Below are 14,072 nucleotides of genomic sequence, written 5' to 3' on the forward strand. Positions count from 1 at the left end.
TTTCCGCAAAACTAGATTAATTGGTAATATTTCTTCACATCACATCTATAGCGCGTTAAAAGTCTCTAGAAACAGATCAACCAAAGCATTTCTCTGATCCTCTCATCCCATGCCGCATTTCCAATATAGACGACTGACTATATAAAAATCTACAAACTAGAAAGATGTGATGTTGTATATTTGAATTATTTTATAAGTATCTACAAATTTGTTTAGATATCTTTAATAAGCAGTGCGCTATAACTTGAATGAAATTTTGAGTATATTATCTGAATTTTGGATAACAAACATACAAAAAACAATAGGTTTAATTGTGAAACGTTCTAACTTGTTCCGATTTTCAGCACCTTTATCATGTGTGTTAATAACAGGATTATTTTTGTTAAATTTTCTCGTTTCTCCGCACGCACAAGCACGCAATAATAATTTGGGATCAAGTGGTTTACCACTTCCACGATTTGCTTCAATTAAACCTGCTCGCGTTAATGTACGGGTCGGACCAGGAAGCAATTATGCTATTGTCTTTACTTACCAAAAGCAAGGCCTGCCTGTTGAAATCATCCAAGAATATGATCAATGGCGCAAAATTCGCGATGCTGAAGGCGACGAAGGATGGGTTTACCAATCGCTTTTATCAGGAAAACGGACAGCAATAACTATTCCGTGGCAAAAAGATAAAACAAAAAGACTTAAGTTTCGCAAAGCCCCAACAGATGATGCGAACCTTATTGCAGAGGTAGAACCCAACATTATTGGGAACATTCACCAATGTAACGGACTCTGGTGCGAACTTGATATTCATAACACCCGCGGCTGGCTTCCCCAAACCCAATTATGGGGAATTTATCCTGACGAAAAAATCAAAAATTAAAGAAGCTTCAAATCAACCGCGTTTGATTTTTATCCTTTATCGAACAACTTCATTCTTAAAGTTAGGCAAGACTCTTTGATTTCACTCGAATGATTAGATCAACATGCGAAATTTCCATACCTTCCGGTGGCTGAGGTAGATTCTCGATAATAGGAAATTCATCCAAATTATAAGGAATATCAAGAATACGATTTTCGCCCTCAATGTAAAAGTGATAATGGTCAGACGTATTGGTATCAAACCAAGTTTTTGAACCTTCTACAGCGATAATTCGTAGCAAGCCAGCGTCCGTAAATTGGTGAAGTGTATTATAAACCGTCGCTAAAGATACAGGAACACCAGATTGTATTGCCTCTTCATATAACTCTTCAGCGGCAATATGACGATTTCCCTGAGAAAAAATCATATTGGCAAGTTCTAATCGCTGACGCGTTAGCCGTAAACCATTTTGACGCAAATGTCTTTCTAATTCAGATGCGGAATAATAATTCACAACTTTCTTACGGCCTTTCATGGACCGCTCCTCTTCATTCAATATTAAATCATTTGCATTCACTAATATATTCAAACCGCACTATATTTACATCTAAACAAAGTTAAAATTCAGCAAAATTGATAAAGTATAGAATATAAATTTTTTCTATTAACAAAGGCATACGGTATAGGATACATAAAAAAGGTTTTTTGTCATTAAAAATGAGATAAAATCATTTCCCTCTCCTAAAAATTTGCTCTAAAAGCGAATTGGTAAAAAGCGTAGAGGTAAAAATATACGTAAATAAATGGAGTAATAATGGCTGAACAAAAGTCTCGCTACACTTACGAAGAGCTTCTCTGTTGCGCTCGCGGCGAAATGTTTGGTACAGGTAATGCGCAGTTACCTGCACCACCAATGTTGATGGTTCATCGAATCACTCAAATCAGTGAAACTGGTGGTGAATATAATAAAGGAATGGTTCGTGCAGAGTTTGACATCACTCCAAACCTGTGGTTTTTTGATTGTCACTTTATTGACGACCCTGTTATGCCAGGATGTCTGGGCTTAGATGGTCTGTGGCAATTAACAGGTTTTTTTCTTGGTTGGTTAGGTGAACAAGGAAAAGGGCGAGCAATATCAACAGGTGAAGTGAAATTATCAGGTATGGTAACTCCACAAACTAAACTGCTTGAATACGGAATAGATTTTAAACGTATTCGACGTGGGAATTTGGTCTTAGGAATAGCCGATGGATGGGTAAAAGCAGATGGAGAAGCCATCTATAAAGCGAGTGACTTACGCGTTGCTTTGTTCAAAGAAAACTAAGCATTATTTCAATCAGAAAAGACGTTTTGTTACTCTGTATGAAACAAGGAGGTATAAATGCGTCGAGTTGTTGTAACCGGAATGGGAATCGTTTCTGCAATTGGAAATGAACCTCAAACCGTTTTAACTAATTTGTATGAAGCAAAATCAGGGATTTCTTACGCACCTGAATATGCTGAATTAGGCTTCCGTAGCAGAGTTTATGCCAAACCAAATATTAATATAGAAGACTTCGTTGATCGACGAGATTTGCGTTTTCACGGCCGTGGTACAGCCTGGTGTCATATTGCCATGCAACAAGCAATTACTGATGCAGGTCTAGAACCTAGAGAGGTATCCAATGAGCATACTGGTATTATTATGGGCTCTGGGGGGCCGTCAACTCAGTCAATCGTTGATGCTGCTGATATTACACGCCAAAAAGGCCCCAAACGCATTGGCCCTTTTGTGGTTCCTAAAGCGATGAGTTCCACAGCCTCAGCAACTCTTGCAACTTTTTTCAAAATTAAAGGTGTGAACTATTCAATCTCTTCGGCCTGTGCTACATCTAACCATTGCATTGGCAATGCTTATGAGATGATACAATATGGCAAACAAAATCGTATCTTTGCAGGAGGCTGTGAAGATTTGGATTGGACATTGTCTGTTTTGTTTGATGCCATGGGTGCTATGTCCAGTAAATATAATGACACGCCGGAAAATGCTTCTCGAGCCTATGATATCAATCGTGATGGATTTGTCATTGCTGGTGGTGCAGGCGTTTTGGTTCTCGAAGAGATGGAATTAGCTAAAGCACGTGGCGCAAAAATCTATGGAGAAATTATTGGTTATGGTGCTACATCTGATGGACACGATATGGTTGCTCCTTCTGGTGAAGGTGCTGAACGTTGTATGCGTATGGCTCTCGCAACCGTCAAAAATAAAATCGATTACATCAATCCCCATGCGACATCAACGCCCGTTGGAGATCCTCCTGAAATAGAAGCAATTCGTCGTATCTTCGGAACAGGCGATCAGTGCCCTCCAATTTCTGCGACAAAATCTCTAACTGGCCATTCCTTAGGTGCAGCAGGTGTTCAAGAATCAATTTATACACTGCTCATGATGAATCATAATTTTATTTGCAAAAGCGCTCATATTGAAGAACTTGATTCAGCTTTTACCGATATGCCAATTGTACGTGAACGTCGAGATTATCAGGAACTTAATACTGTATTATCAAATACATTTGGTTTTGGTGGAACCAATGCAACGCTCGTTTTCCAACGTTATATATAAATGTTTTTTATAGTAAGTGATTTTTTAGCTAATTGAAATTAGTACGGTCTTTACGGAGAATAATATGAAAGGTTTGATGGTGGGCAAACGTGGCCTTATTATGGGGGTTGCAAACGACCATTCAATTGCTTGGGGTATTGCATGTCAGCTCGCACAAGCAGGAGCTGAGTTAGCATTTACTTATCAAGGAAGTGCTTTCGGAAAACGCGTTCAACCATTGGCAGAAAAGCTTGGTTGTAAATTATTGCTTGAGTGTGATGTTGAAAAAATTGAAGATATTGACCGTGTTTTTGAACATCTTGAAAAAAAATGGAAAACGATTGATTTCGTCGTTCATGCTATTGGATTTTCAGATAAAACACAGCTAAAAGGGCGTTATGTTGATGTTACAACGCGTGAAAACTTTAATCGCACAATGGTCATTTCAGCCTATTCTTTCACTGAAGTTGCTCAACGCGCAGGTAAACTCATGCCCAACGGCGGTGCACTTTTAACGCTCACTTATGGAGCTTCGCAGCAAGTTGTTCCTAATTATAATGTTATGGGTATCGCTAAAGCGGCTTTAGAAGCAATGGTACGCTATTTAGCTGCAGATTTTGGCCCTCAAAATATTCGTGTCAATGCTATTTCAGCTGGTCCTGTCCGAACCTTAGCGGGCAATGGTATTGCAGCTGCACGCGTAATCTTTTCATATCAACGCCGTAATGCACCACTACGTCGTACTGTGAACATTGATGAAATTGGTAAATCTGCTCTTTACTTGCTTTCTGATTTATCATCAGGCGTTACTGGTGAGATTCATTATGTTGATTCAGGCTATAACATTATGTCTATGCCAACACTTAAAGAACTAAAGCAAAGCGAAGAGGCTCAGGAAGAATAACTCCTAAAAAACTATAGAACCGCTTGCTTTAAGAAAAGCTATAAATTCTGAATAATATTTAAATTTACAAGATGTCAGCTCTAAAATAACTTCGCAAGCAGCGAAGCTGGTTTCCTATTTTTAGAATTAACACTCTTTTTTTATTAAAAAATGATACATCTCTCGACAATGACCGTAAATACTTGCGTTTCCGATAGTTGTTCTACAGGCACTTACTGCACATCAGAGGGCTGTTCCAGCGGCACTTGCGTTTCTGATGATTGTGATCCTGGTAAAATCTCATGCACTTCTTCTGAGATTTTTGGCTCAACAATTCTTCCTGAGCCACCCATCATATTATAATTCAAATAGGAAATAGCCCACCACGTGCCTCCAATGATAATGAAAACACACATAGCCCCAAAACACAAAGAAATCAGATTCCACTTAGCATCTGGACCAGAATTCAAGTGCAAAAAGAAAACAATCTGTATAACGATCTGGATGAGAGCCATCCCAATAAGATAAATGACTTTCGTACTAACTGCCCAACCTTCTAACATCCCATACATGACTGGGATGAAAGAGGCCAAAGTAAAAATGACAGCAAGAATAAAACCAACGATATAGGAACCTGTACTTGGATCATGTGTTTTATGATGTGTACTCATTTACATTGCTCCTAATAAATAAACCATGGTAAAAACACCAATCCAAACAATATCAAGCAAATGCCAGAAAATTGAAAGGCATGCTAAGCGTGTCTTGTTATCTTGATCTAAACCTTTACGACACAGATGAAAAAACATCACAATCATCCAAAGCAAGCCAGCACTCACATGAAGACCGTGAGTACCAACCAAAACAAAAAATGCTGACCAATAAGCGGATAAAACTTCTCGTCCAAAAAACTGTACACCCGTTACAGGATCAATCCCGGCATAAGCACCAGAATCGTAATAGTATACCTCGTGCAAAAGTTCATGGAATTCATAGATTTCCATGGCAATAAAACAAGCTCCAAGCACAAAGGTAAGAGCCATCCATAAGCGAACACCAGAAAGATTGTTTTTATGGACTTGTACCATTACGAATCCATAAGTAATTGATGACAATAACAAAATAGCGGTTTCAACCAAAACAAAATTTAAATTAATAAATTCATTTCCAGCTTTACCTCCACCATAAGAGGCAGAAAACACTGCAAAACTTGAAAAAAGTGTTGCGAACAAGATTAAGTCAGAAAGGATGTAGATCCAGAACCCAAATGTCATTATTGAGCTACTGTCATGATGATGATCCATATCAGCGTTATTCTCAGCACTATTCATTGTTACCACGCTCATGCTTTGACTCCCTGTTGTTCAAGAACAGCTGTAAAGGCATCTTCTGTTTTCTGCACCTCTTCAGCTGGAATATAATAACCATGGTGATCACCTGTTAATGAATGACAAATGATCGTTGCCATAAAGCCAATAAATCCAATCGCAACAAGCCACCAAATATGCCATACGAGCGCAAAACTAAGAACTAAGGAGAAAAAGCCTGCGATAACTCCAGCCGATGTATTGGATGGCATATGGATTTTTGCAAATCCACTTGTTTGACGCTGAACACCTTTCTTTTTCATATCCCAATAAGCATCCTCATCATTCACCTTTGGAATAACTGCAAAATTATAAGCAGGCGGAGGTGAAGAGACAGACCATTCAAGCGTACGTGCATCTCCCCAAGGATCATTCGTTGTTACTGGCAAGCATCCTTTATGCTTAATACCATACCAAACCGCTAAAACTACTTGCAGAATAAAGCAAACTATACCAAGAAAAATAATGAAAGCACCTACCGCAGCAACAATAAACAATGGCTGCCAACCAGGCTCAACATAATGTTGAAGACGACGTGTAGCTCCCATCAAACCAAGTGCATAAACTGGGAAGAATGCAAGGTAAAAGCCAATAAACCAGCACCAGAAAGATGCAATACCCAATATACGGTTTGGTTTAAAGCCAAAAACTTTCGGGAACCAAAAAGCCAACCCAGCCAAATAAGCAAAAATCACACCTCCGATAATCGTATGGTGAAAGTGAGCTATCAAAAATAAGGAATTATGGAACTGCCAATCAGCAGGCACAATCGCCATCAAAACACCCGTTAACCCACCACCAACAAATGTAAAGATCATTCCAAGACACCAAAGCATTGGAGGCTCAAAACGAATGCGCCCCTTGTACATAGTGAACAACCAATTAAAGACTTTAACACCTGTCGGCACTGCAATTATCATCGTTGCAACCCCAAAAAAGGTATTTACAGCTTCACCTCCACCCATTGTGAAAAAATGGTGACCCCAAACCACAAGAGAAAGAAGTAAAATAACCAAAATAGCCCATACCATTGAGGGGTAGCCAAACAAGCGCTTTGAAGAAAAGGTGGGGACAATTTCAGAAACAATTCCAAAAGCAGGAATGACCAAAACATAAACCTCAGGGTGACCAAAAATCCAAACATAATTAATCCACACCATCGGATTACCACCAGCAGTATTGGTGAAAAAATTCATGCCCAAATAACGATCACCTGTCAACAATGCAAATGCTACAGTCAAAACAGGATAAATAATCAAAATAAGAACATTACTAACAAAAGCAGCCCAACAAAAAACGGGCAATCTCATCATTGTCATTCCAGGAGCACGCAGTTTAATAATGGTTACGACCATATTGATCGCTCCCATTGTTGTCGCGATACCAGCAAGCTGAAGCGACCACAAATAATAATCCACTCCTGTATCTGGACTATTTTGCAACTCTGAAAAAGGTGGATACATCAGCCAACCACCACGACCAAAATTACCAATACCTAACGATATATTAATTAATATCGCTGCCGCAACCGTCATCCAAAACCCTAAATTATTTGCAAATGGAAACGCAACATCACGAGCACCAATCTGGAGCGGTAAAAGATAATTGAAAAGACCAAATAAAATCGGCGTAGCCATAAAGAAAATCATAATAACGCCATGAGCAGAAAAAATTTGGTCGAAATGCTCAGGTGGCAAATAACCTGCCGTTTCATTCCCAAGCGCCAAAGCCTGATGTGTTCGCATCATAATTGCATCAGCAAAACCACGAACAAGCATAACAATACCAAGAATGATGTACATAACACCGATACGTTTATGGTCAACGGTCGTAATCCAATTTCGCCAAAGCGCTCCCCACCATCCCAGCACTGTTAAAGCAATAACAGCGAATAAGCCACCTAAAACAATTGCAATACACGTGTAAAGAACGATTGGCTCATGTGTAAGTGCATGAAAAGCACCAGCCGTAGGATCTGTAAGTCTTCCAAACATTTCTTAACCCATATCAAATGAATTTCATTTAAAAAAAACCTTATTGTTAAAAAAGGGATCTTTCTCGATTGATACTCTCTAAATAACACTCGGATCAAAAACAGAACAAAGTGTACCCCAAAGTGTCTGCGCTGCAGCACGCTTCATTAAATCTTCATTACATGTCGTATTTTCATCAACACACCGATTGACAATCCGATAATAAAGCCGCTTTTCAACAGGCGCAAAATAACGTACTTTAGCATCCTTTTCTTTTGCAGCAATATCACCCATACGCGGCGAGATAGAAAGCTGACGATAAGATACGCGATCAAGTTTCTGACCATTGGCTCGAACCTTAGCAATCCAATCATCGAAATCCTTCAAAGATACAGAATGCCATAGGAAACGCATATTTGCAAAACCATCACCACTATAATTCGCTGAGCTTCCCTTGAATACCCCTGTTTCATCAGCCACCAAATGCAACTTAGAATTCATCTGTGGCATAGCATAAAGAACCGTACCAAGTTTTGGTACCCAAAATGCATTAACAGAACTCTCTGATGTTAACTGCAACAATACTTGACGACCTTCTGGCACATACATTTCATTGATCGATGCAACACCATATTCAGGGTAAATGAATAACCACTTCCAATCGAGAGCAACAGCATTTACTTGCAGCGGCTTCTCTTCACCGGCAACATCCACTGGAAGCGCATTCGAAGGCTCAAGCTTATAAGTATAATAGGCTGTCAATAAACCTAAAACCGTTACAATTATAATCGGGACACCCCACATAAAAGCTTCAATCTTATTTGAATGCCCCCAATCGGGTAAATAGTCTTCTGTTGTTTTAGACGCTCGATATTTAATAGCCAAAAATACCACCGCAATCATCACTGGAATAACAACGCAAAGCATAACAACAACACACACAATAATTAATGTAAGTTGTTGGCGTGCAACATATCCCGCTGGCTGAAGAACATCAATATTACAACCAGATAAAAGCAGTGCTGCCACTAAAACTACGAGTATCCTTATTTGTTCAACAAAGTTTCTCATTCTTATCTGACCCACTATATGCACTAGAAATTGCCCTTCAACATGTAAATATAATGATAGCACCTTATAAGCACCACTACTTATCCGAAACAATCATTCAGTAAATTTAATACCTATATTATCCAATTTCTGATGCCTTTATAGCACACTTAAACCGCTTAGCAATATATTCAAGTGCAAACCGATATCCTTCACTCCCACATCCAGCAAGAACTGCATCCACGGCCATGGAAACATAAGAATGGTGACGAAAAACTTCACGCTGATAAATATTCGACAAATGCACTTCTACTATCGGTCCTGAAAATGCCTTTAATGCATCAAGAATAGCAATAGACGTATGACTATAAGCAGCTGGATTAATTACCAAACCAGCACTTACTCCAATGGCTTCCTGTATCCAATCTATTAATTGACCTTCGCAATTACTTTGGTGGAATTGCAACGTAATACCTAGTCTCGTTGCACACTCCTTGCAAAGTTGTCTAATATCTTCCAAAGTTTCAGTGCCATAAATTTCTTGCTCACGTCTACCAAGATAATTCAAATTAGGACCATTTAAAACCGTTACAATAGTAGACACGATAAGCCTCTTCTTCTCAATCACTACCCCATCAAAAAACGATTAGCATGTTTCGAGCTGAAATAAAGCTCCATTCTCAATCTCAAAGAACTCTGCCCGCCCTTTCAAAGAATCAAATAAAATGCGATCCGTTCCTGTCATAAATGTTTGCCCTCCTAAATCATCAAGAATATCAAATAAAGCAGAACGCCGATAAGAATCAAGATGAGCAGCAATTTCATCAAAAAGGAGAATAGGCGCCATATTTGATATCATACCTGTTAAGCGTGCGTGACACAAAATCAAACCTATCAGCAAAGCTTTCTGTTCACCCGTTGAACAAGATGCCGCAGCTATATTCTTATCTGCATAAAAAACCTGCAAATCTGTACGATGTGGCCCCTCCAATGCTCGCCCTGCAGCACAATCCACCGCACGATTGTTACGCAATCGATTAAAAAATTGCTCTTCAACCTCAATCGCCGACATCTCTTCAAGAGCTATTTCCAAAAACCCATCAATTTGTAGAAAAGCCCGTGGAAAAGGTGTACCAACCAATGTTGGTGCAAACATATCATTTAAAAGGCGAATCACATCAATTCGTGCTGCTGCAATAGCTGTTGCAAGTTCAGCCATCTGCATTTCTAAAGCCTCAAACCAAGCACGATCTCCATTTCCATCCGCAAATAAACGATTGCGCGCGCGCATAACTTTCTCATAATCCGCTATACGACGACCATGTGAAGGATCAATAGACAAAACCATACGATCCAAAAAACGGCGTCGATCAAGCGAAGCCCCAGTAAAAAGACCATCCATAGCAGGAGTCAATACACTAATATGACAATATTCTGTTAAACAATCACTTGCCCCATATACACCGTTGATATGTATTTTTCGACCGCTATCACCATCCTTTAAAGCCGTACCAATATCCACTTCACCATAAAGCGCACATTGAAGATGAGCAAACACAACAAACCCTGCACCTCCACCCTCAGAAAAATTGACATCAGAATAAGCCGCACGCCGCAAACCGCGACCAGGTGAAAGAAAAGATAATGCTTCCAAAAGATTGGTCTTACCAGCACCATTATGACCAGTAAAAACGACATGCTGACCTGAGAAATGAATATTGAGAGAGCAATAATTGCGATAATGCGCTAACTTTAACTGCCTTACTGACACCTTATGCACATGGTCAGTAATGCATTGCAAAACGTATCACCCTTAAACACGAATGGGCATAAGCACATAAAGCGCATCTGCATCACCATTATCACAAATCAGAGCTGGCGCTCCAGGCTCAGCCAGCATAAAAACGATCTCATCACTTGAAAGTTGCGCAGCAATATCCAAAAGATAACGTGAATTAAAACCTATCTCAAGCGGATCAGATGTATAATCTGCAACCAATTGATCCTCTGCACTTCCCGAATCTGGATTACTAACCACAAGCTTCAACAACCCATTTTCAATCGTTAATTTCACTGCACGCCCGCGATCACTTGAAATTGTTGAAACACGATCAACTGCAGAAGAAAAATCCTGCCGATTTACAGTCAATTTCTTATCATTTCCATGAGGAATAACACGCTGATATTCCGGAAATTGCCCATCAATTAATTTTGATGTCAGAATCACAGAGCCTACGGAAAAACGAATCTTCGTTTCTGATAGCTCTATACACACGTCGCTATCAGCTTCCTCTGCAAAAAGCTTTTGTAATTCTCCTACAGTTTTACGGGGGATGATAACACCCGGCATATCATCAATCCCTGAAGGTGCATTCATATCAACTTGCGCTAAACGATGACCATCAGTAGCAACCAAACGTAATTTTAAAGCGCCATCGTCAACAACGTGAAAATAAATACCATTAAGATAATAACGCGTTTCCTCAGTAGACATCGCAAATTGTGTACAATCAAGCAAACGCTTTAAACTCGATGCCAATAAAGCAAAACGGCTATTAAACTGCCCCGGAAGCGACTCCGGAAAGTCTTCCTTAGGAAGACACTGTAGATGAAAATTTGCACGACCAGAGACCACAGACATTGTCTTCGCCTGTTTTTTTTCGTCAACGGCTAACGTAATCTCACTACCATCAGGAAACTTACGAACAATATCATAAAGCAAATGCGCAGGAACAGTCGTCGCTCCTGACTGCTCAATATTAGCAACGCAAGACTCTATTACTTCCAGATCAAGATCTGTCGCTTTTAATTGCACACCGTCATTGCCTGCATCAATCAGTACATTCGACAAAATAGGAATAACATTACGACGCTCGACCACACGGTGAACACGACCAAGAGATTTGAGAAATCGACTGCGATCAACTGTAATGCGCATAAAAATCCCTCTTTAACACTTCCACAACACCTGTAAACAACCCAAAATCAATCAATTCACTTAAAAGAATCAGAATTTTAAGTCTATTCAACCTGCACAAAAATGGCAACAGAAAACCCTATAAACAAAAATCATTCCCTTTATCCATCTCTCCAGCATTTTCGATAGATGAATGAACAAAAACAAATCCTATGCAACCTGTTCTCCAATCAAACGCTTAAGCAATTCAAGCTCCTTAGCTAAAGTTTGATCATCACAAACCAAATCTTCAATTTTGCGCACAGCGTGTAAAACTGTCGTGTGATCACGCCCTCCAAAACGACGTCCAATTTCAGGCAATGAGCGAGACGTCAACACTTTGGCCAAATACATTGCAACTTGTCGCGGCTTAACAACTGTACGCGTTCGACGATTAGATAATAAATCCTGCTTAGAAACATTATAATGACGAGCAACCGCACGTTGAATTTCTTCAATTCGAATACGCTTAGGCTCACCTGAACGCGTTAAGTGACCCAATAATTCATCAATCCGCTCTAAAGACAAATCAGACTCAAACGACTGACGGAATAATAGCTGATTAAATGCTCCTTCAAGATCACGACCCGATCCTAAAACTGCTTTAGCAATATACTCCAAAATATCATCAGAAATTGCTACCGTATTGTCATCTCGCTGTGCTACCTTCAACCGTTGGCGCAACATTCTCAAACGCATTTCATAATCTGGTGCTTCAATTTCAAGGGCAACTCCCCCCTGAAGACGAGACCGAACTCGAAGATCAAGCGATTCTAGCTCTGCTGGTGGACGATCAGCAGCAACAACAACTTGCTTTGCACTATCAAGCAACATGTTGAGCAAATGGCAAAATTCATGCTGAATCGACTTCCCTTGTAAAAATTGCATATCATCAATAATTAAAATATCAATGTCACGAAGCTGCTCTTTAAAAGAAAGAGCATCATTATCACGAATAGCCGTAGCAAAACGCCACATAAAATATTCAGCGGTCAAATAAATAACTCGAACAGATGTCAAACGTTTTAGTGCAGCAGCTGCAATAGCTTGAAGCAAATGCGTTTTTCCCAAACCAACAGATGCATGGATAAAAAGAGGATTAAATCGCAAAGCACTTTTATGTCCCTCTGCAATCGAACGCGCTGCAGCTAAAGCAACACGGTTAGAAGCTCCTTCGACAAAACTCTCAAAAGTATAGCGAGAATCAAGCGGTGAACCAAAAACGCCCATTTGAACATCCTTCACTGAAGGCTCAGAATAATTCTCAACAAAAGATGAAGGAACCCGCTCTTCAGAATCAATAACAACAGGATTCCCAACCGTCCCACAGACAACATCTTTTGAAACGCGCTTCATACCCCGAACAATAACTTCAACGCGTAGAACCGCTGAATTCTCCTGTTTCCATAAATTGGTTAGAAGAGAACCGTAATGATTATTAATCCACGAACGCAAAAATGCTGTAGGAACAGAAAGCTTCACAAGGTTACGATTATACTCGGCAAGCTTCAAACGACCAAACCAACTGGTATAAGCCTCAATGCCAACTTGCACTTTTAATTGCGCCATCACACGCGCAAAAGCAGCTGCACCTTCCTCTTCGGAAACAACCGTATGTCCTACAGCCGGGCTTGTGCTAACTGTTTCATTCACATTTGTCATTCTATTTATCATTCTCTCTGTCGACAGGAGATCCATAGAAACCTTTTTAAAGGAACTAGTTTTAACGTCTAATTTATCCACCATATTTCATCCCGATAAAAACTACAATCTTGTCCTGCCAAACAGCTAAAAATCCACTTAGCGAAGGCAAACACTCCTTCCCAAATAAGATTTATCCCCCCCTTAGGATAGACTCATTACAATCCAACGAACAAAAATACCAATAAAATTCATTTTGCACTGATTGTATAATATGTCCCTCAGAATGGAACACACCAACAAAAGAAACCCAAAAAAACCGTTATAGAACCCAACCCGCTTAAAGATTTACACAGTTTACAATTCACGTAAACTAAAACTCTTACGTATAATTTTTACGTATAGCGCTTAACTGATTAAACTTTGTGATTTTTCAGTTTCCATAGGAACAATACAAAACAGAACAGGTAAAATGCAAGAGGTTCAAATACAGTCAAAATGCCACAAAAAATCATCATAAGCATGCAAGAGTAAAAGACAAATGGGAAAGCTAATTGATTCAATTCACTTTTTTTGCACCAAATTTACCAACCATTAAAGAATCCAATTCATAAAAAAAAAAATAAAAAAAAGCTTGACAGAAAAGACTCTTTTAAAATCCACAGAGCTTGTGGATAACTATCTAAATACTATAAATTTCCTGTATTTTTCAGTAAAAATAACTCTGGGTAGTCCCTTACAAAATGACTACAAAAAAAAATAAAAGCCAGC

Annotated in this window: 13 protein-coding genes; 4 read left to right on the forward strand and 9 right to left on the reverse strand. The window is 39.4% G+C overall.

Going from position 1 to position 14,072, the window contains the following annotated elements; translation table 11 throughout:
• Positions 1-313: 313 nt before the first annotated feature.
• Positions 314-871 (forward strand): SH3 domain-containing protein, encoded by a 558-nt coding sequence (locus tag NPX98_RS00660; RefSeq protein ID WP_269022030.1) that lies wholly within the window; start codon positions 314-316, stop codon positions 869-871.
• A 61-nt stretch (positions 872-932) separates the two neighbouring features.
• Here NPX98_RS00660 and irrA read toward each other — a convergent pair whose 3' ends face one another.
• Entirely contained in the window at positions 933-1,385 is a 453-nt protein-coding gene (gene irrA / locus NPX98_RS00665; protein WP_269022031.1) for an iron response transcriptional regulator IrrA, read from the reverse strand.
• Between the two features lie 279 nt (positions 1,386-1,664).
• Between irrA and fabA the strand changes: the two genes are divergently transcribed.
• The 3 genes from fabA to fabI all read left to right on the forward strand — a co-directional run bounded on the left by fabA (position 1,665) and on the right by fabI (position 4,335).
• Entirely contained in the window at positions 1,665-2,174 is a 510-nt protein-coding gene (gene fabA, locus NPX98_RS00670) for a 3-hydroxyacyl-[acyl-carrier-protein] dehydratase FabA (RefSeq protein WP_269022032.1), read from the forward strand.
• A gap of 57 nt (positions 2,175-2,231) precedes the next feature.
• Positions 2,232-3,452, forward strand: a complete 1,221-nt coding sequence (fabB, locus tag NPX98_RS00675; protein WP_269022033.1) for a beta-ketoacyl-ACP synthase I — start codon at positions 2,232-2,234, stop codon at positions 3,450-3,452.
• A gap of 64 nt (positions 3,453-3,516) precedes the next feature.
• Positions 3,517-4,335, forward strand: a complete 819-nt coding sequence (gene fabI / locus NPX98_RS00680; RefSeq protein WP_269022034.1) for an enoyl-ACP reductase FabI — start codon at positions 3,517-3,519, stop codon at positions 4,333-4,335.
• A 212-nt stretch (positions 4,336-4,547) separates the two neighbouring features.
• On the opposite strand, the gene cyoD is transcribed toward fabI, so the two are convergent.
• The 8 genes from cyoD to dnaA all read right to left on the reverse strand — a co-directional run bounded on the left by cyoD (position 4,548) and on the right by dnaA (position 13,406).
• The gene (cyoD, locus tag NPX98_RS00685; protein WP_269022035.1) at positions 4,548-4,985 is read right to left on the reverse strand and encodes a cytochrome o ubiquinol oxidase subunit IV; all 438 of its coding nucleotides are present in this window, start codon (positions 4,983-4,985) and stop codon (positions 4,548-4,550) included.
• Positions 4,986-5,660, reverse strand: a complete 675-nt coding sequence (locus NPX98_RS00690; RefSeq protein WP_269022036.1) for a cytochrome (ubi)quinol oxidase subunit III — start codon at positions 5,658-5,660, stop codon at positions 4,986-4,988.
• A complete protein-coding gene (gene cyoB, locus NPX98_RS00695) occupies positions 5,657-7,675 on the reverse strand; it encodes a cytochrome o ubiquinol oxidase subunit I (protein WP_269022037.1) in 2,019 nt (672 codons plus the stop codon). Before cyoB ends, NPX98_RS00690 begins: the two co-directional genes overlap by 4 nt.
• A 78-nt stretch (positions 7,676-7,753) precedes the next feature.
• Complete coding sequence (gene cyoA, locus NPX98_RS00700) at positions 7,754-8,725, reverse strand: ubiquinol oxidase subunit II (RefSeq protein WP_269022038.1); 972 nt, start codon at positions 8,723-8,725, stop codon at positions 7,754-7,756.
• A 118-nt stretch (positions 8,726-8,843) separates the two neighbouring features.
• Positions 8,844-9,308: a type II 3-dehydroquinate dehydratase gene (aroQ, locus tag NPX98_RS00705; RefSeq protein ID WP_269022039.1), complete on the reverse strand. Its 465-nt coding sequence runs from the start codon at positions 9,306-9,308 to the stop codon at positions 8,844-8,846.
• A 42-nt stretch (positions 9,309-9,350) separates the two neighbouring features.
• Positions 9,351-10,505: a DNA replication/repair protein RecF gene (gene recF / locus NPX98_RS00710; protein ID WP_269022040.1), complete on the reverse strand. Its 1,155-nt coding sequence runs from the start codon at positions 10,503-10,505 to the stop codon at positions 9,351-9,353.
• Between the two features lie 12 nt (positions 10,506-10,517).
• On the reverse strand, positions 10,518-11,642 hold the full coding sequence (dnaN, locus tag NPX98_RS00715; RefSeq protein WP_269022041.1) for a DNA polymerase III subunit beta: 1,125 nt from the start codon (positions 11,640-11,642) through the stop codon (positions 10,518-10,520).
• 189 nt (positions 11,643-11,831) lie between these two features.
• Positions 11,832-13,406, reverse strand: coding sequence for a chromosomal replication initiator protein DnaA (gene dnaA, locus NPX98_RS00720; protein WP_269022042.1), 1,575 nt, complete (start codon positions 13,404-13,406; stop codon positions 11,832-11,834).
• Between the last annotated feature and the right edge of the window lie 666 nt (positions 13,407-14,072).

Source organism: Bartonella sp. A05 (assembly GCF_026930145.1).
Taxonomy (GTDB): Bacteria; Pseudomonadota; Alphaproteobacteria; order Rhizobiales; family Rhizobiaceae; genus Bartonella.

What these genes read in the sequence shown, in the direction of transcription:
- irrA (WP_269022031.1), bottom strand. Translation starts at nt 1,385, where the DNA reads ATGAAAGGCCGTAAGAAAGTTGTGAATTATTATTCCGCATCTGAATTA.
- cyoD (WP_269022035.1), bottom strand. Translation starts at nt 4,985, where the DNA reads ATGAGTACACATCATAAAACACATGATCCAAGTACAGGTTCCTATATC.
- fabB (WP_269022033.1), top strand. Translation starts at nt 2,232, where the DNA reads ATGCGTCGAGTTGTTGTAACCGGAATGGGAATCGTTTCTGCAATTGGA.
- fabI (WP_269022034.1), top strand. Translation starts at nt 3,517, where the DNA reads ATGAAAGGTTTGATGGTGGGCAAACGTGGCCTTATTATGGGGGTTGCA.
- NPX98_RS00690 (WP_269022036.1), bottom strand. Translation starts at nt 5,660, where the DNA reads ATGAGCGTGGTAACAATGAATAGTGCTGAGAATAACGCTGATATGGAT.
- cyoB (WP_269022037.1), bottom strand. Translation starts at nt 7,675, where the DNA reads ATGTTTGGAAGACTTACAGATCCTACGGCTGGTGCTTTTCATGCACTT.
- dnaN (WP_269022041.1), bottom strand. Translation starts at nt 11,642, where the DNA reads ATGCGCATTACAGTTGATCGCAGTCGATTTCTCAAATCTCTTGGTCGT.
- dnaA (WP_269022042.1), bottom strand. Translation starts at nt 13,406, where the DNA reads ATGGTGGATAAATTAGACGTTAAAACTAGTTCCTTTAAAAAGGTTTCT.
- cyoA (WP_269022038.1), bottom strand. Translation starts at nt 8,725, where the DNA reads ATGAGAAACTTTGTTGAACAAATAAGGATACTCGTAGTTTTAGTGGCA.
- fabA (WP_269022032.1), top strand. Translation starts at nt 1,665, where the DNA reads ATGGCTGAACAAAAGTCTCGCTACACTTACGAAGAGCTTCTCTGTTGC.